The sequence below is a fragment of the Streptomyces viridosporus T7A genome (genome assembly GCF_008704515.1).
In the GTDB taxonomy this organism is placed as follows: Bacteria; Actinomycetota; Actinomycetes; order Streptomycetales; family Streptomycetaceae; genus Streptomyces; species Streptomyces viridosporus.
The window spans coordinates 3576194-3601945 of record NZ_CP023700.1; the positions used below are offsets into that span (position 1 = coordinate 3576194).

At 73.8% G+C, this 25752-nt stretch carries 20 protein-coding genes, 1 tRNA gene and 1 pseudogene; 10 read left to right on the top strand and 12 right to left on the bottom strand.

Annotated elements, in window-relative coordinates:
• Positions 1-201 precede the first annotated feature (201 nt).
• On the top strand, positions 202-1758 hold the full coding sequence (locus tag CP969_RS16475; protein ID WP_016825947.1) for an RICIN domain-containing protein: 1557 nt from the start codon (positions 202-204) through the stop codon (positions 1756-1758).
• Positions 1759-1767: 9 nt separating this feature from the next.
• Here the strand turns inward: CP969_RS16475 and hutI are convergent, their stop codons facing one another.
• The 4 genes from hutI to hutU are packed head-to-tail and all read right to left on the bottom strand — an operon-like array spanning position 1768 to position 7214.
• On the bottom strand, positions 1768-2937 hold the full coding sequence (gene hutI, locus CP969_RS16480) for an imidazolonepropionase (protein ID WP_004987163.1): 1170 nt from the start codon (positions 2935-2937) through the stop codon (positions 1768-1770).
• Between the two features lie 19 nt (positions 2938-2956).
• The gene (locus tag CP969_RS16485; RefSeq protein WP_016825946.1) at positions 2957-4339 is read right to left on the bottom strand and encodes a formimidoylglutamate deiminase; all 1383 of its coding nucleotides are present in this window, start codon (positions 4337-4339) and stop codon (positions 2957-2959) included.
• Positions 4336-5553 (bottom strand): allantoate amidohydrolase, encoded by a 1218-nt coding sequence (locus CP969_RS16490; protein WP_016825945.1) that lies wholly within the window; start codon positions 5551-5553, stop codon positions 4336-4338. The genes CP969_RS16485 and CP969_RS16490 overlap by 4 nt, the downstream gene beginning before the upstream one ends.
• Positions 5550-7214 (bottom strand): urocanate hydratase, encoded by a 1665-nt coding sequence (hutU, locus tag CP969_RS16495; protein WP_016825944.1) that lies wholly within the window; start codon positions 7212-7214, stop codon positions 5550-5552. Before hutU ends, CP969_RS16490 begins: the two co-directional genes overlap by 4 nt.
• Positions 7215-7365: 151 nt before the next feature.
• Here hutU and CP969_RS16500 point away from each other — a divergent pair, with 151 nt between their 5' ends.
• Positions 7366-8808 (top strand): type III PLP-dependent enzyme domain-containing protein, encoded by a 1443-nt coding sequence (locus CP969_RS16500; RefSeq protein ID WP_016825943.1) that lies wholly within the window; start codon positions 7366-7368, stop codon positions 8806-8808.
• A gap of 194 nt (positions 8809-9002) precedes the next feature.
• Here the strand turns inward: CP969_RS16500 and CP969_RS16505 are convergent, their stop codons facing one another.
• Both CP969_RS16505 and CP969_RS16510 read right to left on the bottom strand, forming a co-directional pair.
• The gene (locus CP969_RS16505) at positions 9003-9587 is read right to left on the bottom strand and encodes a hypothetical protein (RefSeq protein WP_026085123.1); all 585 of its coding nucleotides are present in this window, start codon (positions 9585-9587) and stop codon (positions 9003-9005) included.
• A gap of 158 nt (positions 9588-9745) precedes the next feature.
• Positions 9746-10588: a MurR/RpiR family transcriptional regulator gene (locus tag CP969_RS16510; RefSeq protein WP_016825941.1), complete on the bottom strand. Its 843-nt coding sequence runs from the start codon at positions 10586-10588 to the stop codon at positions 9746-9748.
• A gap of 221 nt (positions 10589-10809) precedes the next feature.
• Between CP969_RS16510 and CP969_RS16515 the strand changes: the two genes are divergently transcribed.
• Together CP969_RS16515 and CP969_RS34620 are read left to right on the top strand one after the other, a co-directional pair.
• Positions 10810-11232, top strand: a complete 423-nt coding sequence (locus CP969_RS16515; protein ID WP_016825940.1) for a hypothetical protein — start codon at positions 10810-10812, stop codon at positions 11230-11232.
• Positions 11233-11345: 113 nt separating this feature from the next.
• Positions 11346-11585 (top strand): annotated as a pseudogene (locus CP969_RS34620) (hypothetical protein); the annotation flags it as partial.
• A gap of 150 nt (positions 11586-11735) precedes the next feature.
• Here the strand turns inward: CP969_RS34620 and CP969_RS16525 are convergent.
• On the bottom strand, positions 11736-13124 hold the full coding sequence (locus CP969_RS16525) for a cystathionine beta-synthase (protein WP_004987152.1): 1389 nt from the start codon (positions 13122-13124) through the stop codon (positions 11736-11738).
• Positions 13125-13286: 162 nt separating this feature from the next.
• On the opposite strand from CP969_RS16525, the gene CP969_RS16530 reads away from it, so the two are divergent.
• From CP969_RS16530 to CP969_RS16540, 3 genes are all read left to right on the top strand, one after another.
• Positions 13287-14312 carry an SGNH/GDSL hydrolase family protein gene (locus CP969_RS16530; RefSeq protein ID WP_004987150.1) on the top strand — a complete coding sequence of 342 codons (1026 nt, stop codon included), beginning with the start codon at positions 13287-13289 and terminating at the stop codon, positions 14310-14312.
• Between the two features lie 289 nt (positions 14313-14601).
• Positions 14602-15822, top strand: coding sequence for an acetyl-CoA C-acetyltransferase (locus tag CP969_RS16535; RefSeq protein ID WP_004987149.1), 1221 nt, complete (start codon positions 14602-14604; stop codon positions 15820-15822).
• 280 nt (positions 15823-16102) lie between these two features.
• Positions 16103-16885, top strand: coding sequence for a hypothetical protein (locus tag CP969_RS16540; RefSeq protein WP_004987141.1), 783 nt, complete (start codon positions 16103-16105; stop codon positions 16883-16885).
• Positions 16886-16939: 54 nt separating this feature from the next.
• On the opposite strand, the gene CP969_RS16545 is transcribed toward CP969_RS16540, so the two are convergent.
• Entirely contained in the window at positions 16940-17251 is a 312-nt protein-coding gene (locus tag CP969_RS16545) for a hypothetical protein (RefSeq protein WP_004987138.1), read from the bottom strand.
• Between the two features lie 102 nt (positions 17252-17353).
• Between CP969_RS16545 and CP969_RS16550 the strand changes: the two genes are divergently transcribed.
• Positions 17354-17581: a DUF4287 domain-containing protein gene (locus tag CP969_RS16550; protein ID WP_004987136.1), complete on the top strand. Its 228-nt coding sequence runs from the start codon at positions 17354-17356 to the stop codon at positions 17579-17581.
• 88 nt (positions 17582-17669) lie between these two features.
• On the opposite strand, the gene CP969_RS16555 is transcribed toward CP969_RS16550, so the two are convergent.
• From CP969_RS16555 to CP969_RS16565, 3 genes are all read right to left on the bottom strand, one after another.
• Positions 17670-18578, bottom strand: a complete 909-nt coding sequence (locus tag CP969_RS16555) for a Bax inhibitor-1/YccA family protein (protein WP_016825936.1) — start codon at positions 18576-18578, stop codon at positions 17670-17672.
• Positions 18579-18768: 190 nt separating this feature from the next.
• Entirely contained in the window at positions 18769-19974 is a 1206-nt protein-coding gene (locus CP969_RS16560) for a 4-hydroxybenzoate 3-monooxygenase (protein WP_004987133.1), read from the bottom strand.
• 297 nt (positions 19975-20271) lie between these two features.
• Positions 20272-20358: transfer RNA gene (locus CP969_RS16565), tRNA-Leu, on the bottom strand.
• 439 nt (positions 20359-20797) lie between these two features.
• Here CP969_RS16565 and CP969_RS16575 point away from each other — a divergent pair.
• A complete protein-coding gene (locus CP969_RS16575; RefSeq protein ID WP_004987131.1) occupies positions 20798-21568 on the top strand; it encodes an ABC transporter ATP-binding protein in 771 nt (256 codons plus the stop codon).
• Between the two features lie 61 nt (positions 21569-21629).
• Positions 21630-24158: an ABC transporter permease gene (locus CP969_RS16580; RefSeq protein WP_016825935.1), complete on the top strand. Its 2529-nt coding sequence runs from the start codon at positions 21630-21632 to the stop codon at positions 24156-24158.
• A 116-nt stretch (positions 24159-24274) separates the two neighbouring features.
• Here the strand turns inward: CP969_RS16580 and CP969_RS16585 are convergent, their stop codons facing one another.
• Positions 24275-25573 (bottom strand): SAM-dependent methyltransferase, encoded by a 1299-nt coding sequence (locus tag CP969_RS16585; protein WP_039831613.1) that lies wholly within the window; start codon positions 25571-25573, stop codon positions 24275-24277.
• Between the last annotated feature and the right edge of the window lie 179 nt (positions 25574-25752).

Sequence of the window (25752 nt, forward strand, 5' to 3'; positions counted from 1 at the left end):
GGGACCGCGTCCCGTGTCCGGCCGGCTCCGGACGTCCTTGCGGACACCGGGCTCCGGCCGGGCACGGGACGCGTCGCGTTACCCGCGGTCACCCCTTTTCCCCGGCATCTTCTTCCTCCACTATGAGCACGCCGAACTGGCTGGTAGGTCAGGAAGCCGGACCGGGCGCCCTGCGACGGCCCGGGTGCTAGGAGGCGGTGGATGGCTCGGGACGACGGAATCGTCGACGGTGGAGCGGTCGGTGACGGGTCCTCGGACGCGCACGCCGGCATGTCCGACCTCCGGCTGACGGAGGGGCTGCGCGCCGACACCCCGGCCGCGTACGCGGCGCTCCGGGAACTCCGCGCCCGGCACGGCCCCTCGGTGCTCGCCTACGCCCGCAGGTGCGCCACGAGCGAGTCCGCGGCGCGCCAACTCGCCGCGCAGGCCCTCACGCTCGCCGCCCGCCAGACCGCACGCGGCACCGACCCCGGCGGTCCCCTGCGCCACCACCTGCTGACGCTGACCGTCCGGGTGGCCGCGTCCTGGGCCGCGGACGGACGGGCCGGCGGGCTCGACCCCGCACTGCACCTCGTCCTCAGCTCCGCCGGGCCCGGCGGCCCGGTCCCGCCCCTGCTCGCCCCCTTCCGGACCCTGCCGTCCCGGGCGCAGGGGATCCTCTGGTACGGAACCGTGGAAGGCGAGCCCGCGGACCGGACGGCGACGTTCCTCGGCCTCACCCGCGAGGACGTGGCCCACGGCACGGAGTCCGCGCTGCAGACGCTGGCCCGGGCCTGCCTGCGGTCCCGGCTGGCCGCCTCGGACGACCCGCGGTGCGGTGACTTCCGCCGGCTCATCGAGGAGGCCGTACGTCCCGGCCGCCCCCGCAACAGCGCCGACCTGCACACGCACATGGCGCACTGCACGCACTGCACCGCGGCGTACGAGGAGCAGTGCGCGCTGCGGGACGATCCGCGCACCGCGCTCGCCGAGGGCCTGCTGCCGTGGGCGGGCACGGCGTACGCCGCCGCCCCGGAGCCGGTCGCGGCCGGGCCGGACGCCCGTTCCGCTCCCGCGCCCCGGCCCCGGTCGCGGCGCCTGGCGCTGGCCTCGACGGCACTCGGCGTGGCCGTGGTGCCGCTGCTGCTCCTCCTGCTGTCCCCGGCGGACACACCGTCCGAAGGGGTCGCCCGGCCGCCCGCTCCCCCGTCCGTCCCGCCGCCGGTGACGGTGACGGCCACGCCGTCCCCGCCGCCCGCCGCGTCGCCGACGCGGGAGTCCCCCGCGCCCTCGTCCTCGCCGACGAGGAGCGCCGGCCCGTCGCGCACCGCGCACCCGTCCCCCTCCCCCACCCGCACCGCACCGCCCCCTCGGCCACCGGGCGAGGCCTACGCACAGGTGGTGAACCTCGCCTCGGGCCTGTGCCTGAGCGTCGACGGCGCCCTGGAGAACCGGACGGACGTCGTCACCGCCCGCTGCACCTCCTCTCCCGCCCAGCGGTGGCGGTTCGACGCCGCGCGGGGCGTGCTGCAGTCGTCCGCCGACCCGGAGTACTGCCTGGACAGCCGCGGCGCGGTGGACCGGGGCGTCGGCATCTGGACGTGCGACTCGGTGGACGGACGCAACGGGCAGAACCTGCGGTTCGCCGTCGACGCGCACGGGGTGATCCGCCCGGCCATCGCGCCGGACCGCGCGGTGACGCCGGCCGGCGGCGACGCGCTCGCCCTGGCCGGGGAGACGGGACGGGCGGACCAGCGGTGGCGGGCGGGGGCGGCCTGAGGGGCCGGCTCAGACCACGCGGACGCCGTGCCGCCAGACCCCCGCGACCAGCGGGACGCCGGGGCGGTAGGCCAGGTGGACGTGGCTCGGGGCGTCGAGGAGGACCAGGTCGGCGCGCGCCCCGGGGGCGAGGCGGCCGATGTCGGTGCGGCGCAGGGCCGCCGCGCCGCCCGCGGTGGCCGACCAGACGGCCTCGTCCGGCGTCATGCCCATGTCCCGTACGGCCAGCGCGACGCAGAACGGCACCGAGGACGTGAAGGACGAGCCCGGATTGCAGTCCGTGGACAGCGCGACGGTGACCCCCGCGTCGAGCAGCCGGCGCGCGTCGGGCCACTCGGCCCGGGTGGAGAACTCGGCGCCGGGCAGCAGCGTGGCGACGGTGGTGCCGTTCGCCAGCGCGTCCACGTCGGCGTCGGTGAGGTGGGTGCAGTGGTCGGCGCTGGCGGCGTCGAGTTCCACGGCGAGCCGGACGCCGGGGCCGTGGGAGAGCTGGTTGGCGTGGACGCGCGGGTGCAGGCCCTTCGCCCTGCCCGCGGTCAGGATCGCGCGGGCCTGGTCGCCGTCGAAGGCGCCCTGCTCGCAGAAGACGTCGATCCAGCGGGCGTGCGGGGCGCAGGCGTCGAGCATCTCGCCGGTGACGAGGTCGACGTAGCCGGCCGGGTCATCGGCGTACTCGGGGGCGACGATGTGGGCGCCGAGGTAGGTGACCTCGTCGGTGTGGCGGGCGGCCAGGCGCAGGGCGCGGGCCTCGTGCTCGGTGGTCAGGCCGTAGCCGGACTTGGTCTCGAAGGTGGTGGTGCCCTGGCGGAGCGCCTCGGCGAGGAGGCGGGTGAGGTTCTCCTCCAGTTCCGTGTCGGTGGCGGCCCGGGTGGCGGCGACGGTGGTGCGGATGCCGCCCGCGCCGTAGGGGCGGCCGGACATGCGGGCGTTGAACTCCTCGGTGCGGTCGCCGGCGAAGACCAGGTGGGAGTGGGAGTCGACGAAGCCCGGGAGCACCGTCCGGCCCCCGGCGTCGACCCGGTCGTCGGTGGCGGGTGCCCTGCCCGCCTCACCGGTCCACACGATTCGGTCGCCGTCGATGACGACGGCCGCGTCCCGGACCAGGCCGAGGGGGGTCCCCCGTTCGAGGGTGGGGTCGTTGGTGACCAGCGTGGCGATGTTGGTGATGACGGTACTCATCTTGTCCTCGTGGGGGTCGTCAGGTTCGCAGGGCCTCGACGGCCCGCGCGAGGGCCCGGGGCACATCGGGGACGAGCGTGTGCGCCCCGTCGCGCACGACGTGCCGGCCGCCCACGACCGTGTGCCGCACGTCCGCCGCCGACGCCGCGAACACGGCCGTCTCGGCGCCGAGCCGGGGCGGCGGCCCCGCCGTTCTGACCGAGTCGAGGGCGATCGTGGCGAGGTCGGCGCGCGCCCCCTCCTCGATGCGGCCGGTGTCGTCCCAGCCGAGTGCGGCGTGTCCGTCGGCGGTGGCGGCCCGCAGCAGTGCGGCGGCCGTCCAGTGGCCGCGGGCACGGCTGCGCAGCCGCTCGTTCAGCTCCAGCGCGCGCGCCTCTTCGAGCAGGTCGATCACGGCGTGGCTGTCGGAGCCGAGGGAGAGCGGGGAGCCCTCGTTCTGCAGGGCGACGGCGGGGCCGATGCCGTCGGCGAGGTCCCGTTCGGTCGTCGGGCACATGCAGGTGCCGGTGCCGCTGCCGCCGACGAGGGAGACGTCCTCGGCGGTGAGGTGGGTGTTGTGGACGCCGGTGGTGCGCGGACCGAGGACGCCGTGCTCGGCCAGCAGCCGCGCCGGGGTGCATCCGTGGAGCTCCAGGCAGGCGTCGTTCTCGGCGGTCTGCTCGGACAGGTGCACATGGAGCGGGGCCCGCCGCTCCTCGGCCCACCGCGCCACGGTCTCCAACTGCTCCGCGGGCACGGCGCGGACGGAGTGGATCGCCGCCCCGATCCGTGCGTGGTCGCGTTCCCCGAGGGCCGAACAGCGACGGGCCCACGCGTCCGCGTCGCCGTCGGAGAAGCGGAGCTGGTGGGTGGTGGGCGGCTGTCCGAAGCCGGAGGAGAGGTAGGCGGTGTCGAGGAGGGTGATGCGGATCCCGGCTTCGGCGGCGGCCTCGATGAGCGCCTCGCCCATGGCGTTGGGGTCGGCGTAGGGCGTGCCGCCGGGGGCGTGGTGCACGTAGTGGAACTCGCCGACCGCCGTGATGCCCGCCAGCGCCATCTCGGCGTACACGGCCCGGGCGAGGGCGTGGTAGGTGTCCGGCGTGAGCCGGGCGGCCGTGGCGTACATGACCTCGCGCCAGGTCCAGAAGGTGCCGGAGCCCACCTGGACGGTGCCGCGCAGGGCGCGGTGGAAGGCGTGCGAGTGGGCGTTCGCCAGTCCCGGGAGGGTCAGTCCGCGCAGGATCTCGGCGCCGGGCGGCGGGGCGGGGGTGTCCGGGCGGACGGCGGTGATGCGACCGTCCCGGACGTCCACGGCGACGCCCGGCTCGATGGGGGTCCCCCCCGCTCGAGCGGAGCCGGGAGCTTGGGGGAAGGTGCCGAGCCAGGCGTGCTCCAGCCAGTACGTCCGCGAGGTGGCAGTCACGTGCAGGCCAGTCCTTCCAGTACGTCGGCGAGTGCGAGGACCCCGGCCGCGCAGTCGTCCTCGGTGGCGGACTCGGCCGGGGAGTGCGAGACGCCGGTGGGGTTGCGCACGAACAGCATGGCGGTCGGGACGCGTCCGGAGAGGATCCCGGCGTCGTGTCCGGCGCCGGTGTCCAGGACGGGCACCCGGAGGCCGGCGTCCCGGCCCAGGATGCGGGCGAGTTCGCCGCGCAGGGCGTGGTCGAACTCGACGACCGGGGTGAAGGACTCCCGGACCACGTCCAGGTCGACCCCGTGGGCGTCGGCGTACGCGCGGGCCGCCTTCTCCACCCCGGCGACCACGGCGTCCAGGCCCGCCTGGTCGGTGGCGCGGGAGTCGAGCCAGCCGCGCACCAGGGAGGGGATGGCGTTGACGCCGTTCGGCTCGACGGCGATCTTCCCGAAGGTGGCGACGGCACCGGCGAGTTCGGCCTCCCGGCGGGCGGCGAGCACGGTCTCGGCGTACGGGAGCATGGGGTCGCGGCGGTCGGTCGGGCGGGTGGTGCCGGCGTGGTTGGCCTCGCCGGCGAAGTCGAAGCGCCAGCGGCCGTGCGGCCAGATGGCGCTGGCGATGCCGACCCGGTCGCCGGACAGGTCCAGGGCCCGGCCCTGCTCGATGTGCAGTTCGACGAAGGCACCGATCCGGGCGAGCCGTTCGGGGTCGGGGCCGAGGGCGTCGGGGTCGTGCCCGGCGGCCTCCATCGCCCGGGGCAGGGTGATCCCGTCGCCGTCGGTGAGCCGGTGCGCCTGCTCGCGGGTGAGCAGGCCGGCGGTGAGGCGGGAGCCGACGCAGGCGAGTCCGAACCGGGCGCCCTCCTCGTCGCCGAAGTTGACGATGCCGAGGGGCCGGGTGAACCGCGCTCCCCTCCCGCGCAGTTCGTCGAGGGCGGCGAAGGCGGAGACCACCCCCAGGGGGCCGTCGAAGGCGCCGCCGTCCGGCACGGAGTCCAGGTGCGACCCGGTGACGACGGCGTCCCCGGCGGCCGGGTCCCCCAGCCAGGCCCACTGGTTGCCGTTCCGGTCCGTCTCGAGCCGCAGCCCGCGCCCCTCGGCCTGCGCCGCGAACCAGGCCCGGCAGTCGGCGTCGGCCTCGGTCCAGGCGAAGCGGCGGTAGCCGCCGGAGGCGGAGTCGCGGCCGACGGGCAGCAGTTCCGCCCACATGTCGTGGAAGGTCACGCCTGCTCACCCTCGCGCATCGGCACCCGCACGCCGCGCTCGGCGGCCACCGACTCCGCGGTGTCGTACCCGGCGTCCACGTGCCGGATGACGCCCATGCCGGGGTCGTTGGTCAGCACCCGGCGGATCTTCTCGCCGGCCAGCGCGGTGCCGTCGGCCACCGTCACCTGGCCGGCGTGCAGGGAGCGGCCCATGCCGACCCCGCCGCCGTGGTGGACGGACACCCAGGAGGCGCCGGAGGCCACGTTCACCATGGCGTTCAGCAGCGGCCAGTCGGCGATCGCGTCGGAGCCGTCGAGCATCGCCTCGGTCTCGCGGTAGGGGGAGGCGACGGAGCCGCAGTCGAGGTGGTCGCGGCCGATGACGACCGGCGCGGCCAGCTCCCCGCTCGCGACCATGTCGTTGAAGCGCTCACCGGCCCGGTCCCGCTCGCCGTAGCCGAGCCAGCAGATGCGCGCGGGCAGGCCCTGGAAGTGGACACGCTCCCCGGCCAGGCGGATCCAGCGGGCCAGGGACTCGTTCTCCGGGAAGAGGTCGAGGATCGCGCGGTCGGTCCTGGCGATGTCGGCGGGGTCGCCGGACAGGGCGGCCCAGCGGAAGGGGCCCTTGCCCTCGCAGAACAGCGGGCGGATGTAGGCGGGGACGAAGCCGGGGAAGGCGAAGGCGCGCTCGTACCCGGCGAGTTGCGCCTCGCCGCGGATCGAGTTGCCGTAGTCGAAGACCTCGGCACCGGCGTCCAGGAAGCCGACCATCGCCTCGACGTGCCGGGCCATGGACTCACGGGCGCGGGCGGTGAAGCCGGCCGGGTCCTTCGCGGCGGCCTCGGCCATGTCCTCGAAGGCGATCCCGACGGGCAGGTACGCCAGCGGGTCGTGGGCGGAGGTCTGGTCGGTGACGATGTCGACGGGCGCACCCCTCGCGAGCAGCTGGGGCACCAGTTCGGCCGCGTTGCCGAGGACGCCGACGGACAGCGGGCGGCGGGCGTCGCGGGCCTCGACGGCGAGCCGCAGGGCGTGGTCGAGGGAGTCGGCCCGCACGTCCAGGTAGCGGTGCTCGATGCGGCGGTCGAGGGCGCGCGGGTCGCAGTCGACGCAGAGCGCGACGCCGTCGTTCATGGTGACGGCGAGGGGCTGGGCGCCGCCCATGCCGCCGAGTCCGGCGGTCAGGGTGATGGTTCCGGCGAGGGTGCCGCCGAACCGCTTCGCGGCGACGGCGGCGAAGGTCTCGTAGGTGCCCTGGAGGATGCCCTGGGTGCCGATGTAGATCCAGGAGCCGGCGGTCATCTGCCCGTACATGGTCAGGCCGAGGGCCTCCAGACGGCGGAACTCCTCCCAGGTGGCCCAGTCGCCGACGAGGTTGGAGTTGGCGATGAGGACGCGCGGGGCCCACTCGTGGGTCTGCATGACGCCGACCGGGCGGCCGGACTGGACCAGCATCGTCTCGTCCTGCCGGAGGGTCCGCAGCGTGCGGACCATGGCGTCGAAGGAGCGCCAGTCGCGGGCCGCCTTGCCGGTGCCGCCGTAGACGACGAGCCGGTCGGGGTGCTCGGCGACCTCCGGGTCGAGGTTGTTCTGCAGCATCCGCAGGGCGGCCTCCTGCGGCCATCCCAGGGCGCTCGGTTCCGTGCCGCGCGGGGCTCGGACTGCGCGGGGTCCGGACATGGTCTGCCTCCTGGTGCTTGCTCCCGGATGTTTCCGCGGACCGGGCGGCCCCACGGTTACTGCAGATATTCACATCCTCGCCTCCTGAATAGAGCTAGTCAATACAGGGGGCGCGTCGGCGCGGGCCCCCGCCGGATGCTTGGCTGGACGCATGGGCTCGAACACCTCGAACATCTCTGACACGGAGAACACCGACGGAACTGGGGGCACGGTGGTGCACGACGACGGCCTGGCCGGCGAGGGGGACCCGCGGGGCGCGGAGCTCGCGACGCGGCGGGACAAGGCGGTGCGGGCCGCCGTGGAGCAGGGGCTGCTCGGCCCCGACATCGCTCTGGTGGCCCTGCTCGACGTCGCCGGCATACGCGAGTCGGCGGCCGAGCTGCGGGCGGCGTTCGAAGCGGTGACGCCGCCCGGCACGCCCGTGCTGCACGCCTTCGCCGTGAAGGCGTCCCCGCTGGTGGCGGTGTTGCGGCTGCTGCGCGAGGAGGGCATCGGCGCGGAGGTGGCGAGCCCGGGCGAGCTGGCGCTGGCGCGGGCGGCGGGCGTGGAGCCGGAGCGGACGGTCCTCGACTCGCCCGCCAAGACGCCGGACGAGCTCCGTCAGGCGCTGGCGCTGGGCATCGCCGTCAACGCGGACAACCCCCAGGAGCTGGCGCGCCTCGACGCCCTGATGCAGTCGACCGACACCCGCTCCCCCCTCGGCATCCGGGTGAACCCGCAGATCGGCAGCGGTTCCATCGAAGCGCTGTCCACGGCCACGGCGACCTCCAAGTTCGGGGTGGCGCTGCGCGACGAGGGAGCCCGGGAGTGGGTCGTGCGGGCGTACCTGGACCGGCCGTGGCTGACCCGGCTGCACACGCACACCGGCTCCCAGGGCATCGCGCTGTCCCTGATGGCGCGCGGAGTGGCCGAGGCGTACGCGCTGGCGGAGGAGGTCAACCGGCGTGCCGGACGGCAGCAGATCGACACCGTCGACATCGGCGGCGGGCTGCCGGTCAACTTCGCCTCCGACACGACCGACCCGACGTACACGCAGTACGCGCGGCTGCTGAGCGAGGAGGTGCCGGGGCTGTTCGACGGGCGGTACGGACTGGTCACCGAGTTCGGCCGGTCGTTGCTGGCCAAGCACGGCACGATGGTCGCGCGCGTGGAGTACGCCAAGAGCGCCGGCGGGCGTCCGGTCGCGGTGACGCACGCGGGCGTGCAGGTGGCGACGCGGACGGTGTACGCGCCGGGGGCGTGGCCGCTGCGGGTCGCCGCCTACGACGCCAAGGGGCGCCCGAAGGAGGGGCCGGCGGTCGTGCAGGACGTGGCGGGACCGGCCTGCTTCGCGGGCGACCTGCTCGCCCGGGGCCAGTCCCTGCCGCTGCTGGAGCAGGGGGACCACGCGGCGGTGCTGGACACGGGCGCGTACTACTTCGCCCACCACTACGCGTACAACTCGCTCCCCCGGCCGGGCGTGTACGGCTTCGTCCCGGACGGGGCGGGCGGGGTCTCCTTCGCGGTCGTCCGCCGCGCCCAGACGGTCGAGGAGATCGTGGCCGAGTCGGGCGGCGAGCACCCCGACGCGCTGACGTCGGGGTTCCCCTCCTGACCCTGCTGAGGAGCCCTTCAGGGACAAAGAGCCCCTGAGGGGCCGCCGAGGACCCGCGGTCCGAAGGCCCGGGAGCGGGCGCCGGCGGGGTGCGCACCCCACCGGCGCCCGCTCCCGGAACGCGGTCCGGAGCGCGAACCGGATCACGGACCGGAGCGCGAACCCGGAGCGCGGGAAGCCGGCCCCGGGGCCCTTCAGACCAGGGCCGGGGCCCGGCGCCGCGCGCCGCCCGGGGCCGCGTCGCCCGCCGCGATGCCGGTGGTGCGGTAGGCCTTGACCGTCTTGCCGGCCGGACGGCCCGCGCCCCCGCCCAGCCAGTCGACCCGCACCCACAGCAGCGCCTGGTCGGCCTGCTCCAGACGGCCGATCCAGGCGGCCTTCAGCCACAGGCCGGCACCGCACCCGGCGAGCAGCAGACCGGCGGCGGCCGGTGCCGCGAACGCGCTGCCCAGAGCGGCGAGGAAGGCGAGCAGCAGCCACCAGCGGTGCCCGCGCCGCCAGGCGCGCAGGGTCACGGCGCGGTCCTGGAGCACGTCGTGCCGTCCCGCCCGGACCGCCGCGCGGGCCAGGTCGCGGTACCGGCCCCGCCGCCCGCAGGCGACGACGGCCGCCGCCGCGAGGAACAGCGCGGCCCCGGCCAGGACGCCGATCCGGCGTCCGGTCAGCCCGGGCACCAGCAGCCCGATGCCCGCCGCGCACACTCCCAGCCACCACAGCGGCGCGGCCCCGGCCCGTACGACGACGGCCACCCGAGCCAGCCCCTGTCCTCCGCGTGTCACGTCCAGCCTCCCGTCTCATGTCGCCCGTGAAGCGTCCGAGCAAGGCCCGCCGCCCGGACGAAGCACCTCGGGGACACACGGTAGTGACGCAAGGTGAGACGAGTCTGAGAAAGCGCGGGCGGCACGGCGCGCCCGCGCCGCCCGGCCGCGCCGCCGCGTCACTCCACGAACAGCCCGCGCGCCGCCGCCTTCGCGTCGAACTCCTCCAGCCGCGCCTGGGCCTCGGGCAGGCCGTCGCACATCGCCTCCAGCAGCACCCGCCCCAGCAGCATCGGCGCGCACGCCGTGTCGAAGGCGAGCCCGGTACCGACGGCGGCGGGCAGCAGCAGGTCGGACACCTTGGCGACCGGCGCGAACGCGGAGTCGGCGACGGTGACGACGGTCAGCCCGCTCTCCTTGGCGTGGGTGAGGGCGTCGACGACCTCGCGGGGGTGCCGGGGCAGCGCGAAGCACAGCAGGGCGCTCGCCCCCGCGCGGACGGCGACGTCGACGCGGTCGTGGAGCATCGTGCCGCCCTCGTTGAGCAGCCGCACGTCGGGATGGACCTTGGCGGCGAAATAGGCGAAGCCGTGCGCCTGGGCCGCCGCCGCCCGCAGCCCGAGCACGGGGAGCGGGCGGCTGTCCGCGAGGACCGCTCCCGCCCGTCGCACGGGCTCGGGGTCGGCCAGCTCCTGGGCAAGGTGCCGCAGGTTCTCGATCTCGGCCTCGACGGCCTGCTGGTAGGCGTTGTACGCACCGGTCTCCGCGGCCGGCCCGGGGGGCACGACCTCGCGCAGGTGCCGGCGCAGGGCGGGGTAGCCGTCGAAGCCGAGGGCGACGGCGAACCGGGTCACCGAGGGCTGGCTGACCCCGGCCAGCTCGGCCAGCTCCACGCTGGACAGGAACGGCACGTCGGCGGCCCGCCGCACCATGCTGTGCGCGATGCGCCGCTGGGTCGGCGTCAGCCGGTGCCCCTCGAAGAGCGCCTGCAGGCGCGCCGCAGGGCTGTCGCTGACGCCCATGACGTGACTCCCCCTCGGTCTATTCACCCGTCGTCGTTCCTGCATGCCGTTATACAGGCGGACGCGGACGCGCACGACCTCGCCCGGTCACGGCGGACCCGCGGGACCGGGCGGGCGGGCGGGACGGCGGGCCCGGGCCCCGGCGAACCCGAGGAACGAGAGGGGGGCTAACCCCAGTGCCGTGGGCGCCCCGCCTGCCTACCGTGGACCGCATGAGCGGAATGGACGCGCGGGGCACCGACCTGAAGAAGGAACTCGACGCCACCCTGCAGGCCCGCAGGGAGCTGGGCGAGGAGTACGAGTCCGCGCTGGTCGACTCGTTCCTGGAGAAGGTCGACCAGCGCATCGACGGCTCGGTGGAGCGCCTGGTCCGCCGGCAGCTCGCCGAGCAGCAGATGACGGTGGCCCGGAACGCACGGACGCCGAAGGCCACGGACACCTGGGGCGAGCGCTTCGGCTTCGGGATCGTCTCGCTGGTCCTCGCGGTGCCGCTGTCCGCGATCGGCGGGGGCGTGGCCAAACTGCCCGGTCTGCTGGTCGTCTGGGCGGGCATCGTCGGCATCAACGTCGTCCAGGCCGCCCGCACCCACCCGGGCCTGTTCGGCCGCCGCGGGCCCGGGCGGGACGGCGGCTGGGACGACTGACCGGAAGAAGCGTGCGCGGGGACCGCCGCACCCCCGTCACCGGGGGGCGGGACGACGGCGGTCCCCGCGGGGGACGCGGGCCGGCCGGGCCGGGCTGCGCGTCCGGGGCGTCCATGGAGGTCCGGGAGCCGCTCCGGAGGTCCTTGACGCCGCTGGGTCGCCGGCCGGAGCGGGGAGGGAGCCCTCCCCCGGTGCCGAACACCTGGGAGGTGCCCCACCGTCCTGCCGACGTCCACCAATGTGCCGGACGCGTGTTAAGCGAGTGCTGCGCGGACGTGACACGCTCGTACCGCTTCCGCGAAGTCCGCCTCCGTCGAGTACGTCTCCGCCGAGTACGTCTTCGTCGAATCCGTCTCCGAGAAGTCCGTCTCCGTCGAGTCCGCCTCCGCGAAGCCCGCCTCCGTGAGCTCCACGGGGCTCATGGACGCTCCGGCCATCCCGCGTTCACGGCCGGAGGCCCGTGGTCCCCCGTGGCCCCGCCGCGGTCGCGTGCGAGGCGGCGGTCACTTGCCGCCCTTGGCGAGGAAGGACAGCAGGTCCTGGCGGCTGACCACACCGGTCGGCTTGCCCTCGACGAGGACGATCGCCGCGTCCGCCTCGCCCAGGACGGCCATCAGGTCGGCCACGGGCTCGCCGGAGCCGACCTGCGGCAGCGGCGCGGACATGTGCTTCTCCAGCGGGTCGTCGAGCGAGGCGCTCCTGCTGAACAGCGCGTCCAGCAGCTCGCGCTCCACCACCGAGCCGACGACCTCGGCGGCCATCACGTCCGGGTGGCCGGCGCCGGGCTTGACGACCGGCATCTGCGAGACGCCGTACTCGCGCAGCACCTCGATGGCCTGGCCGACCGTCTCGTCGGGGTGCATGTGGACGAGGGAGGGGATGGAGCCGCCCTCCTTGTCCTCGAGGACGTCGCCGACGCGGGCGCTGGGGCCCTCGTTGTCGAGGAAGCCGTAGTCGGCCATCCACTCGTCGTTGAAGATCTTGCTGAGGTAGCCGCGGCCGCTGTCCGGCAGCAGCACCACGACCACGTCGTCCTCGGTGAGCCGCTCCGCCACCCGCAGCGCCGCCACGACCGCCATGCCGCAGGAGCCGCCGACCAGCAGGCCCTCCTCCTTGGCGAGGCGCCGGGTCATCTGGAAGGAGTCCTTGTCGGACACGGCGACGATCTCGTCCGCGACGGTGCGGTCGTAGGCGGTCGGCCAGAAGTCCTCGCCGACGCCCTCCACCAGGTACGGCCGCCCGGAGCCGCCCGAGTACACCGACCCCTCGGGGTCGGCGCCGATGACCTTCACCCGGCCGTCGCTGGCCTCCTTCAGGTAACGCCCGGTCCCGGAGATGGTGCCGCCGGTGCCGACGCCGGCCACGAAGTGGGTGATCCTCCCCTCCGTCTGCTCCCACAGCTCGGGGCCGGTGGAGTGGTAGTGGGAGAGGGGGTTGTGGGGGTTGGAGTACTGGTCCGGCTTCCAGGCGCCCGGCGTCTCACGGACCAGCCGGTCGGAGACGTTGTAGTAGGAGTCGGGGTGCTCGGGCGCCACGGCGGTCGGGCAGACCACGACCTCGGCCCCGTAGGCCCGCAGCACGTTGATCTTGTCCATGGAGACCTTGTCGGGGCACACGAAGATGCACTTGTAGCCCTTCTGCTGGGCCACGATGGCGAGCCCGACGCCGGTGTTGCCGCTGGTCGGCTCGACGATGGTGCCGCCCGGCTTCAGCTCGCCGCTCTGCTCCGCCGCCTCGATCATGCGCAGGGCGATGCGGTCCTTCACGGAACCGCCGGGGTTGAAGTACTCGACCTTGGCCAGGACAGTCGCCCTGATGCCCTTGGTCACGTTGTTGAGCCGCACCAGCGGGGTGTTGCCGACGAGGCTGATCATCGAGTCGTGGAATTGCACCGTTGTCTCCGGATGCCGCAAAAGAGGTGGTCGTAGTGGTGACGCCAGCCTAGGCCCTCCCGGCACCGCCCCGGCCGGGTCGTTCACTCCCCGTCGAGATTGGACCACGGTCCGTACGGGGCAAGCACTGGGTGTACGGCTTCGAGGAGGTGGCGGCGAGGCATGACGAGCATGTCGAGGGCGAGGGTGGCCCGGCGGATCGCGGCCGGCGCGGCATACGGCGGCGGGGGCATCGGACTGGCCGGCGCGGCCACCGTGGGCCTGCTGGTCGCCCAGGCCCAGCTGGCGCGGCGTCGGGTGGGCAACGGCGCGACTCCTCACGTACCGAACGCGGACGGCCTGTACGGCGCCGCCCACACGGTGCCCGGCGAACCGGCGCTGCGGCTGACGATGCTGGGCGACTCCACGGCCGCGGGCCAGGGCGTGCACCGGGCCGGGCAGACGCCGGGCGCGCTGCTGGCGTCGGGCATCGCCGCGCTCGCGGAACGCCCCGTGGGACTGAGCACGGTCGCGACGCCCGGTGCGCGCTCCGACGACCTGGACCGCCAGGTGACCCTGGCCCTCGCGGACCCGTCCCGGGTGCCCGACATCTGCGTGATCATGGTCGGCGCCAACGACGTCACCCACCGCATGCCGCCCACCCGCTCGGTGCGCCACCTGGCCTCGGCGGTACGCCGGCTGCGCACCGCCGGTGCGGAGGTCGTCGTCGGCACCTGTCCCGACCTCGGCACGATCGAGCCCGTCCAGCAGCCGCTGCGCTGGCTGGCCCGCCGCGCCTCCCGCCAGTTGGCGGCGGCCCAGACGATCGGCGTGGTCGAGCAGGGCGGGCGCACGGTGTCGCTGGGCGATCTGCTGGGCCCGGAGTTCGCCGCCAACCCGCGCGAGCTCTTCGGCCCGGACAGCTACCACCCCTCCGCGGAGGGGTACGCCACGGCCGCGATGGCGGTGCTGCCGACCGTCTGCGCCGCCCTCGGCCTGTGGCCGGCCGAGGAGGAGCGCCCCGACGCCGCCCGCCGCGAGGGCTTCCTCCCGGTGGCGCGGGCGGCGGCCGAGGCCGCGTCGGAGGCCGGCACGGAGGTCACCGCCGCGACGCCCACCGGTCCGCGCGGCCCGTGGGCCCTGCTCAAGCGCCGCCGGCGCCGCAGGCTGCCGGAGGCGGAGCCGGAGCCCTCGACGCAGCACTCGTAGCGCGGAAGCCGCCGCGCCCGCGGACGACCCCGCGCCCGCGGACGGCCCCCGTGGGCGCGGAAGACCCCCGTAGGCACGGGTGGCCGTGCCTCCGGGAGGGCCCGCCCCACGCGAAAAGCAAGCGCTTAGAAAGTTGCGGTCCATGTCACACCCGCGGACCCGTGACCCCGTGCATACGTAGGGGTAACTTCCCAAGCAGCCCTGCCCGCCCACCCGGCGCGCCCTCCCGCCGCCCGACCACCCCCTCCCGACGAGGCGCTGTGCGCCGCCCCTTCCCCCAGGAGCCGTGATGCCCGAAGCCGTGATCGTCTCAGCCGCCCGCTCCCCCATCGGCCGCGCCTTCAAGGGCTCCCTGAAGGACCTGCGCCCCGACGACCTGACCGCCACGATCATCCAGGCCGCCCTCGCCAAGGTCCCCGAGCTGGACCCGAAGGACATCGACGACCTGATGCTCGGCTGCGGCCTGCCCGGCGGCGAGCAGGGCAACAACCTCGGCCGGATCGTCGCCGTGCAGATGGGCATGGACCACCTCCCGGGCTGCACCATCACCCGCTACTGCTCGTCCTCGCTGCAGACCTCCCGCATGGCCCTGCACGCCATCAAGGCCGGCGAGGGCGACGTCTTCATCTCGGCCGGCGTCGAGACGGTCTCCCGCTTCGCCAAGGGCAACTCCGACAGCCTCCCGGACACCCGCAACCCGCTGTTCGCCGACGCCGAGGCCCGCACCGCCGCCGTCGCCGGGTCGGAGGGCTCCACCTGGCACGACCCGCGCGAGGACGGCCTGCTGCCCGACCCGTACATCGCGATGGGCCAGACCGCCGAGAACCTGGCCCGCCTCAAGGGCGTCACCCGCCAGGAGATGGACGAGTTCGGCGTCCGTTCGCAGAACCTCGCCGAGGAGGCCATCAAGAACGGCTTCTGGGAGCGCGAGATCACCCCGGTGACGCTCCCCGACGGCACCGTGATCAGCAAGGACGACGGCCCCCGCCCCGGCGTGACCATGGAGGGCGTGGCCGCCCTGAAGCCCGTCTTCCGCCCCGACGGCCTGGTCACCGCCGGCAACTGCTGCCCGCTCAACGACGGCGCCGCCGCGCTCGTCATCATGAGCGACACCAAGGCCCGCGAGCTCGGCCTCACCCCGCTCGCCCGGATCGTCTCCACCGGCGTCTCGGGCCTCTCCCCCGAGATCATGGGCCTCGGCCCGGTCGAGGCGAGCAAGCAGGCCCTGGCCCGCGCCGGCCTGACCGTCGGCGACATCGACCTGGTCGAGATCAACGAGGCGTTCGCCGCCCAGGTGATCCCCTCCTACCGCGACCTCGGCATCCCGCTGGAGAAGCTGAACGTCAACGGCGGCGCCATCGCCGTCGGCCACCCCTTCGGGATGACCGGCGCCCGCATCACCGCCACGCTCATCAACTCCCTCCAGTTCCACGACAAGCAGTTCGGCCTGGAGACGATGTGCGTCGGCGGCGGTCAGGGCATGGCGATGGTCATCGAGCGCCTGAGCTGAGCCACCGTGGGCGCACGGTAGCCGTCACGGCACGGCCCGTGAGGCGTGGGCCCGGGCTCCCGGTCGTTCCGGGGGTCCGGGCCGTTCCGTGATCCAATCTCCCCCAGGATGTGACCTATCTCCCTCGCCGGGGAGGTTCACGCAGGTCAGCGACGTCCCCCTCCCTCATCCGGCACCACGCCCCTGTCCGTTTCGTGACGTTACGCACTGACAGATGGTTAGTCCGCCCTTCAAGCTGATGTAGGAAGTCGAGGGTCGACTTTGAACCGGGAGTACGTCAGTGAGCGCCATGCCGATCGCCCTGCTGATCACCACGGCCGCCACCGGCGCCGTGGGCGTCGCGGTCCTGCGCAGCATCATGGTGCTGCGCCGACAGGTCGCGGCCCTGCACACCGAGCTGACCGAGCACCGCGCGGCCGCGGCGCGCGGACTCGTCCCCTCCGCCCGCGCCGCCGACACCGACGAGATACGCGCGGCCGTGGCGGAGGCGCTCGCCGAGGAGCGGGAGCGGGAGCTCGCCGAGGCGCGGGCCTTCTGGGCCGCCCAGGAGACCCGGGAGGCGTCCGAGGCGCCCTCCTCCCTGCTGGGCCTGGCCGACAGTGAGCTGTTCCTGCCCCGCCAGGCCGACTTCGCGGGCCTGGAGCCGGTGGGCGAACCGGCCGCCGACCCCGACGAGCACCCCGGGGACTCCCCGGAGCTGGCCGCGGCACGCCGCCGCCACCCCTCGCACCCGGACTTCGTGCCGAACCCGTCGCCGGCCGTGGACGACCACGAGCGCACGGCGGTCACGCTGGAGGAGCTGGCCGCCTCCCGGGTGGAACTGGCCGACGTCCGCCCCGGTCCGCTGGGCACGCTGGACGTCTACGTGTTCGCCGACGGGACGACGCTGTGCATGACCCCGGGCCACCGCGAGACCGCCGAACGCCTGGCCGCGGCCCTGCGGGCGGGCGAGACCCCGTTCCTGCTGGGCGGCTCGGGTGTCTCGGGGGCGTACACGCTGACCTTCTCCTGCGGCGAGGAGAACGTCTACATCCTGGCGGACCGCGTCATCGCGTCCCTCTAGGACCCCGCCGGCGCCCCGCCGGCCGCCGCCGGACCGCCCACGCGCCGGACGTCGTCAGACGCCGGCGCGTTTCTGCGCCTCCTCCACCAGCCGCGTCGCCTCCTCGACCTCCTCCTCGGACGTCAGTACGAGGGCCAGGTCGTGGCCGGCGACGGTGATCTGGTCGGCGGAGGCGAACATCCCGGCGTCGGGCATCTCGCGGGGCTCGGTGCCCGGCTCCTCGACGTCCTGCGCCCGCCGTGCCAGCTCCCTGGCCAGGGCGAGCGCCTCGGCGGCCGCGCCCCGTTGCAACCGGCTCTGCGGCGCGGCCCGCAGGCGGTCGGCGAAATGATCCACGGCACGGGTGAGGGGCGTCGTATCAACCACGCGGCGAGCGTACGCGGACCGGCGGGACTGTTGCCAACACGCGAACGCTCAGGCACGGTGAGCTGAAGGACCGGCCTACATCCCCTGCGTCCGGAGGCGCCGATGTCCCAAGTCTTCTCCGAAGAGACCCATCGCAACCTGCTCGCCCGCATCCCGCACTGCACCGGTCGCGAGATCTCCGACTGGCTGCGCACCGTCGAGGAAGGCCCGGCTCTCCGCTTCGAGGAGAAGGTCAGCTGGCTCCGCCACGAGTACGACCTGGCGTACGGCCATGCCAAGGCGATCATCCACGAGTACGACCTGAGGAGGGCCGCGCGCAAACTGCTCTAGGCGCGCTTCCCGCACCCGTCGGGAACGACGAAGGGCCCCGGGTGAACCCGGGGCCCTTGCGCGTGTGCCGCGCCTGCCGTGGGGACGGCTAGTCGCTGCTGTTGAGGATCGAGATGAGCCTCAGGAACTCCAGGTAGATCCACACCAGCGTCAGCGTCAGGCCGAAGGCCGCGAACCAGGCCTCCTCGCGCGGGGCACCGTAGGTGATGCCGTCCTCGACCTGCTTGAAGTCCAGGGCGAGGAAGCAGGCACCGAGGATGATGCCGACGACACCGAAGATGATGCCGAGCGGGCCGCTGCGGAAGCCGAGGCCGTCACCGCCGCCGAACACCGCGAACAGCAGGTTCACCGCCATCAGCAGGATGAAGCCGAGCGCGGCCGCCATCACGAAGCCGTAGAAGCGGCGGTTGACGCGGATCCAGCCCGCCTTGTACGCCACCAGCACACCGGCGAAGACCGCCATGGTGCCGAGCACCGCCTGCATGGCCGCGCCGTTGGCGATGTGGCTGTCGACGACGTTGGAGACGACGCCGAGGAAGACTCCCTCGAACGCCGCGTACGTCAGGATCAGCGCCGGCGAGGCCTTGCTCTTGAAGGACTGGACGAGCGCCAGGACCATGCCGATCAGCGCGGCGCCGATGGCGATGCCGTAGGACCGGCCGATGTTGGCCTCGTCGACCGGCAGCAGCGCCCAGGAGAGCGCGGCGGCCAGGACGAGCAGCCCGAGCGTGCTCGCCGTGCGCATGATGACGTCGTCGATGGTCATCCGGCCGGTGGTGGCCGGGGCCTGCGGCGGCGCGCCGCCCTGCAGACCCTGCTGTGCGTAGGGGTTCTGCGCGTACGGGTTCTGCGCGTAGGGGGTGCCCGTCGGCTGCGCGTACGGGTTGCCCTGGGTGGCGACAGCGGGGCCCCCGGCCTGCGGCGCGGTGTTGAAGCCCGCGTAGCCGTTGTCGCGGCTGAACCCCCGTCGCGAGAAGACCGGGTTTCTGCTCCTCATTTCACTCCTCCATGGCCGCACAGTGCGGCCTTGGCTCAAGAGTAATAGGTAGGCAAAGGAATGACCCTAATGCTTGGGGAGGATCTTTCCCTCGTCGTGCTGCGCAACACGCTACGCGGCTTCGTGATTCCCCTCACCGGAGGGCACCGAACCATGACCCACCCGGTACCTGCCCGGAACCGGCCGGAGATCATCCGTCCGCCGCGGCCGCGTCCGCGCCCCCCTCCAGGGGGAAGCCGGTGTACGCCTCGGCGAGGTCGGTCCCGGCGGCGCGGGAGGAGGCGATCCGCTCCAGCCGGGCCAGTTGCAGGCGGTCCTCGAAGGCGGTGGCGTCCGGGGCGCGGTGCAGCAGGGCGGTCAGGTCGTTGGAGAACCGCTCGGCCTGCCAGACCCGGCGCAGGCAGGTCGCGGAGTAGGCGTCGAGGAGTTCGTCCGAGCCCGTCTCCTTCCGGTGCCCCAGCGCCCGCGCGAGGGTCACCGCGTCCCCGACGGCGAGGTTGAGCCCCTTGGCCCCGGTGGGCGGCACGATGTGCGCCGCGTCCCCGGCGAGGAAGAGGCGGCCGTACCGCATCGGCTCGTGGACGTAGGAGCGCAGGGGGGTGACCGACTTCTGGGTGACGGGGCCGCGGCGCAGCGTCCAGTCGTCGGCGGTCTCGAGGCGGCGCTCCAGCTCCCGCCAGACGTCCTCGTCGCTCCACTCCTTCGGCTGCGTCCCCCCGGGCACCTGGAGGTAGAGGCGGGAGACGGACGGGGACCGCATGGACAGCAGGGCGAAGCCGCGGTCGTGGCGGGCGTAGACCAGCTCGTCGTGGGAGGGCGGCACGTCGGCGAGGACGCCGAGCCAGCCGAAGGGGTACGTCCGCTCGAAGACCCGGGAGACCCCGGCGGGAACGGCCCTGCGGGAGACGCCCCGAAAGCCGTCGCAGCCGGCCACGTAGTCGCACTCCAGGACGTCCTCGCGGCCCCGGTGGCGGAAGCGGACGCGCGGGGCGTCGGTGCCGGCGCCCTCGACGGCCAGCGCCTCGGCCCCGAAGAGCAGCGGCCCGCCGTCGGCGAGCCGGAGGGCGACGAGGTCCTTGCAGACCTCGGTCTGCGCGTAGACCATGACCGACCGGCCGCCGGTGAGGGCGGAGAGGTCGACCCGGTGGCGGCGGCGGTCGAAGCGCAGCTCGATGCCGTCGTGCCGCAGTCCCTCGCGGTCCATCCGCGCCCCGGCCCCGGCCGCGCGCAGCACGTCCGCCGTCCCCTGCTCGAGGATCCCGGCCCGCTGCCGCTGCTCGACGTAGGCGCGGTCACGGGCCTCCAGGACGACCGAGTCGACACCGGCACCGTGCAGCAACCGGGCGAGCAGCAGACCGGCGGGTCCGGCGCCGATGATGCCGACGGTGGTGCGCATCCGGTCGTTCCCTTCGCGCGAGGAGGCGGTTCGTGGGGTGAAGTTTCCTCCGCCCGACGCCGGAGGCGAGTCTCCGACCGCGTCCGCCCGGTGTCAACCGCCGTACCCGGGGGACGGCGGAGGGGGACGGAGGACGGCGCAGAGAAACGCAGAGGGCGCGGAGAGGGCCGTCCGGAGCCGGGGCGGTCGACCCGCGAGGCGTCCGGCGCCCTCGGGGCGGAAGGACTCCGAAGAGGCGTCGGCCCTCCGTCAGGAGGGTTGCGACTGTGATGGGTGTGCGCCTCACCGTAGGCGCAGTGGTGCCCGGAGCCGGACTTGAACCGGCACGCCCTCTCAGGGGCAGCGAGGTTTAAGCTCGCCGTGTCTGCATTCCACCATCCGGGCAGGCCATGGGCTCCGCTTCGAGCTTCCGAGCCTATCGGGGCCCCTCTGCCGCGTGACGGCGGGATGGGCCGATCTTGTCTTATTTTATTGGCGCCTGAGGGAGCATCAGCACCTGGAACGCGCCGTCAGCACGTACCGACAGCCTTGCGCGTGACGGTCGGCCGCGCATGCGGATTGACGGAATTTCACCGTCTGAACGAGGACGCTCCACCCGTTCTCGTCACGGCGGCCCTCGGGGTCCGCCGTCATCCCCAGGTATGACACGGCCTCCCGGCGCTCCGCCGGAAGTCGCCCCCGGAACCGGAGCAGCGGTTGACTGCACGGCGGCAAACGGACGCAACGATGGTGCACGTCCCCGAGAACCTCTCCGAGAACCTCTCCGAGAACTTCTCCGAGAACCTCTCCGAGAACATGTCGTCCTGACAGGAGTGCCCATCCCGTGACCACCGCACCCACCGCCGACCGGACCACCGCCGTGGCCGCGCGCGCCACGGACCTGTCGAAGATCTACGGCCAGGGCGAGACCCAGGTGGTCGCCCTGGACCGGGTCTCCGTCGGCTTCCGGCAGGCCGAGTTCACCGCGATCATGGGTCCCTCCGGCTCCGGCAAGTCCACGCTGATGCACTGCGTGGCCGGCCTGGACACCTTCTCCTCCGGTTCCGTGCGCATCGGCGACACGGAGCTGGGCGCGCTGAAGGACAAGCAGCTCACCAAGCTGCGCCGGGACAAGATCGGCTTCATCTTCCAGGCGTTCAACCTGCTCCCGACGTTGACGGCGCTGGAGAACATCACCCTTCCGATGGACATCGCGGGCCGCAAGCCGGACCCGCAGTGGCTGGACACCGTGATCGGGATGATCGGTCTGTCGGGGCGGCTGGGCCACCGGCCCGCGCAGCTGTCCGGCGGTCAGCAGCAGCGGGTCGCCGTGGCCCGGGCGCTGGCCTCCAAGCCGGAGATCATCTTCGGCGACGAGCCCACCGGGAACCTCGACTCGCGCTCCGGCGCCGAGGTGCTGGGCTTCCTGCGCAACTCCGTGCGCGAGCTGGGGCAGACGGTGGTCATGGTGACCCACGACCCGGTGGCCGCCGCCTACGCGGACCGGGTGGTCTTCCTGGCGGACGGCCGCATCGTGGACGAGATGGACGGGCCGACGGCCGACTCGGTGCTCGACCGGATGAAGCAGTTCGACGCCAAGGGCCGCACCAGCTGACCCCTCCCCGGCCCCCTCCGCGGCCGTTTCCCCTCCTACGTCTGGACTCGAGAAGACACCCATGTTCCGTACCGCCTTGCGCAACGTGCTCGCGCACAAGGCCCGGCTCCTGATGACCGTGCTCGCCGTGATGCTCGGCGTGGCCTTCGTGTCGGGGACCCTGGTCTTCACCAACACACTCTCCGACGCCCTGCAGAAGCAGTCCGCCAAGGGCTTCGACCACGTCGACGTCGCCGTCACCCCCCAGTGGAAGGACGCCGAGGGCGACCGGGTCGGCGAGTACCGGGCGCTGACCCCCGCCCTGGTCGACGACAGCGCCCGGGTGCCGGGCGCCGCGCGGGCCATCGGGGTGGTCACCGGCTTCACCGCCCTGGCCGACAAGGACGGCAAGCTCGTCGGCGGCGGCTTCCAGTCGCAGGGCGGCAACTACTGGGGCGCCGAGGACCCCCGCTACCCGCTGGTCGAGGGGCGCGCGCCCAAGGGCGAGGGCGAGATCCTCATCGACTCCGAGACCGCGGAGCGCGCCGGCTACGCGGTCGGCGACACCGTACGGCTCTCGGTCGACGGTCCCGTCCTGGAGCCCGTCGTGACGGGCGTCTTCACCACGGACGACGGCAATGTCGCGGCCGGCGGCAGCCTCACGCTGTTCGACACCGCGACCGCGCAGAAGCTGTTCGGCAAGGCGGACACCTTCGACGAGATCGCCGTCGAGGCGAAGGACGGCGTCAGCCAGGCCGCCCTGCGGGCGCAGCTGGAGGAGGCGCTGCCCTCCGACGTCGTGGAGACCACCACCGGGCAGAAGCTCGCCGACGACCAGGCGGAGATGATCGCCTCCTCGATGAGCGGTCTGAAGCAGGGCCTGCTGGTGTTCGCCGGGATCGCGCTGTTCGTCGGCACCTTCATCATCGCCAACACCTTCACCATGCTGGTCGCCCAGCGCACCCGGGAACTGGCGCTGATGCGGGCGGTCGGCGCCTCCCGCCGGCAGGTGACGCGGTCGGTGCTGATCGAGGCGTTCGTGGTCGGCACGGTCGCCGCCGTGGCCGGGCTGGTCGCCGGCATCGGCATCGGCGCCGGACTGCGCTCGCTGATGGGGGCGCTGGAGGCGACCGTGCCCGACGGGCCGCTGGTCGTCTCGCCCGGCACCGTCGGCACCGCGTTCGCCGTCGGCATCCTGGTCACCATGCTCGCCGCGTGGCTGCCCGGCCGCCGGGCCGCGAAGATCCCGCCGGTGGCGGCGATGAGCTCCGTGCACGCCCAGGCGACCACCAAGTCGCTGGTGCTGCGCAACACGCTGGGCGCGCTGTTCTCGGCGGCCGGCGTCGCGGTGGTCCTCGCGGCCACGACGATGGACGGCTCCGACGGCCAGGCGCCCATGGGCATCGGCGCGGTGCTGCTGATCACCGGCGTGTTCATCCTGACCCCGCTGCTGTCCCGCCCGCTGATCGCGGCGGCGGCCCCGGTGCTGCGCGTCTTCGGGGTCTCCGGCAAGCTGGCCCGGCAGAACGCGGTGCGCAACCCGCGCCGCACCGCGGCGACCGCGTCCGCGCTGATGATCGGGCTCACCCTGATCACCGGGATGACGGTGATGGCGGGCAGCCTGCAGAAGGCCATCGACAAGATGGCGGCCGCCGCGATCGAGGCCGACTACGTGGTCTCCATGGCGAACGGCAACCAGCTCTCGCCGGACGTCGAGCGGAAGCTGAAGGAGGCCGGTGACGTCACCGCCAGCAGCCCGATGCGCAACGCGCCCTCCCGCATCGACGGCAAGACCGAGTTCCTGACCGGCGTCGACGGCGGCACGATCGGCGAGCTGACCGAGCTGGAGGTGGAGGACGGCGCCTTCGAGGTCGGCGGCACCCGGATCGTCGTGGACCGGGACACCGCGACGTCGTACGGCTGGAAGGCCGGCTCGGACCTCACCGTCGCCTACGAGGACGGCGAGAAGCAGAAGCTGACGGTCGCCGGTGTCTACGAGGCCAACGAGATGATCCGCGGCATCATGATCGACACCGCGACCCTGGCCCCGCACGACCCGGAACCGGCCGACATGCTGGTCATGGTGAAGACCTCCGGCGGCGCCTCCGACGCGGTCAAGGACCGGCTGGAGAAGGCCCTCGGCACCAACCCGGCGATCAAGGTCCAGGACAAGAAGGACCTCTCCAACGAGATCGCGCAGACGTTCACCCTGATCCTGAACATGGTCTACGGCCTGCTGGCGATGGCGGTGATCGTGGCGGTCCTCGGCGTCATCAACACCCTGGCCATGTCGGTGTTCGAGCGCTCGCAGGAGATCGGCATGCTGCGCGCGATCGGTCTGGACCGCAGGGGCGTCAAGCGGATGGTCCGCCTGGAGTCCCTGGTGATCTCCCTGTTCGGCGGGGTGCTCGGCATCGGCCTGGGCGTGTTCTTCGGCTGGGCCGCCGGTGAGCTGCTGGGCACCAGGATGGCGACCTACGAACTGGTCCTGCCGTGGGGCCGGATGGCGCTCTTCCTGCTGCTGGCCGCGCTGGTGGGCGTCCTGGCCGCGCTGTGGCCGGCCCGGCGGGCGGCACGGCTGAACATGCTGCAGGCGATCAAGACGGAGTAGCGGCGGCGACGGCACACGGCGTCGCCCGCGGGCGCCCGGGGGACGGCACGGGCCCCGTTCCGGTGGACGGAACGGGCCCCCGTCGGCGTGCGACGGGGGCCCGCGGCGCCGTGCCGTCAGTTCCAGGTGCGGGTGCGCAGGGGGAGGCCGCAGGCGCCGGACCGGGGGGTCTTCACGGCCAGGACCTGGTTGACGCCGATGCGGTTGCGCTCGAAGGCGAGCGCGGAGGCGGCCATGTACAGCAGCCAGACGCGGGCCCGGCCGGGGCCGGCGAGTCGCGCCGCACGGTCCCAGTCGGCCTCCAGGTTCGCCACCCAGCGGCGCAGGGTGAGCGCGTAGTGCTCGCGGAGCGACTCCACGTCGCGCACCTCGAACCCGGAGCGCTCCAGCAGGGACACCGTGGTGCCCAGCGGGGCGAGTTCGCCGTCGGGGAAGACGTAGGCGTCGATGAACGGGTCCAGGTGGTAGGTCGACTCGTCCCGCTGCGGGCGCCGGCCGATCTGGTGGTTCAGCAGCCGTCCGCCCGGCTCGAGGAGGCGGTGCAGGACGGTGGTGTACTCCAGGTAGCGCTCGGACCCGACGTGTTCGGCCATGCCGATGGAGGAGACGGCGTCGTACGGCCCGTCCGTGACGTCCCGGTAGTCCTGTACGCGGATCTCGACGCGGTCGGTCAGGCCTTCCTCGGCGACGCGCTTGCGGGCGTAGGCGGCCTGCTCCTGGGAGAGGGTGATGCCGACGACGTCCGCGCCGTGCTCGCGGGCGGCGTGCAGGGCCATGGAGCCCCAGCCGCAGCCGACGTCCAGCAGGCGCTGACCGGGCTTCAGGGCGAGTTTGCGGCTGACCAGTTCGAGTTTGTCGTGCTGGGCCCCTTCGAGGGTGCCCTGCGGGGGCGGGGCCGGCCAGTAGGCGCAGGAGTACACCATGGACGGGCCGAGGACGAGCTCGTAGAAGTCGTTGCCGACGTCGTAGTGGTGGCTGATGGCGCGGCGGTCGCTGCGCTTGGTGTGCAGCCCGCGGCGGGGCCGGCGGGCCTCCTCGCGGGGCGGGGCGGGCGGCAGCGGCGGGCCGGCGAGCACGAGGAGTCCGCGCACGGCGGAGCGGAAGTCGGGGTCGCGCAGGCTCTGGGCGAGGGTGCGGGCGTCGTCGCCGCGCTCCCAGATGAGGCCGGAGAGCAGGTCGAGGGTGGTGTACAGGTCGCCGTCGACGGCGAGGTCGCCGGCCACCCAGGCACGGGCGAGGCCGAGCTCGCCCGGCTTCCACAACAGGTGGCGCAGGGCGCGGCGGTTGTGTACGACCACGGTCGGTGCGCCCGGCGGACCGGCCTGCGATCCGTCCCAGGCGCGGATGCGCACCGGGAGGGGCGTGCCCAGCAACTGTTCGACGAGGCCCTTCAGCCGCGGCGCGGCGTCTGCCATGGTGTGCACCTCCGATAGCCTCCCCGGCTCGAACGGGGTCGAGGGCCCGGGGAAAGGGAATCCCGGAATGTCGTCACCACGTAAACACCTGCCGGGGCGGTTGGCAGTACCCGGCACGCGTCACGGCCGGGCAAAACGCCGCCACGGGGGGCCGGGGTTCACTCACCCGGCGTGCAGAC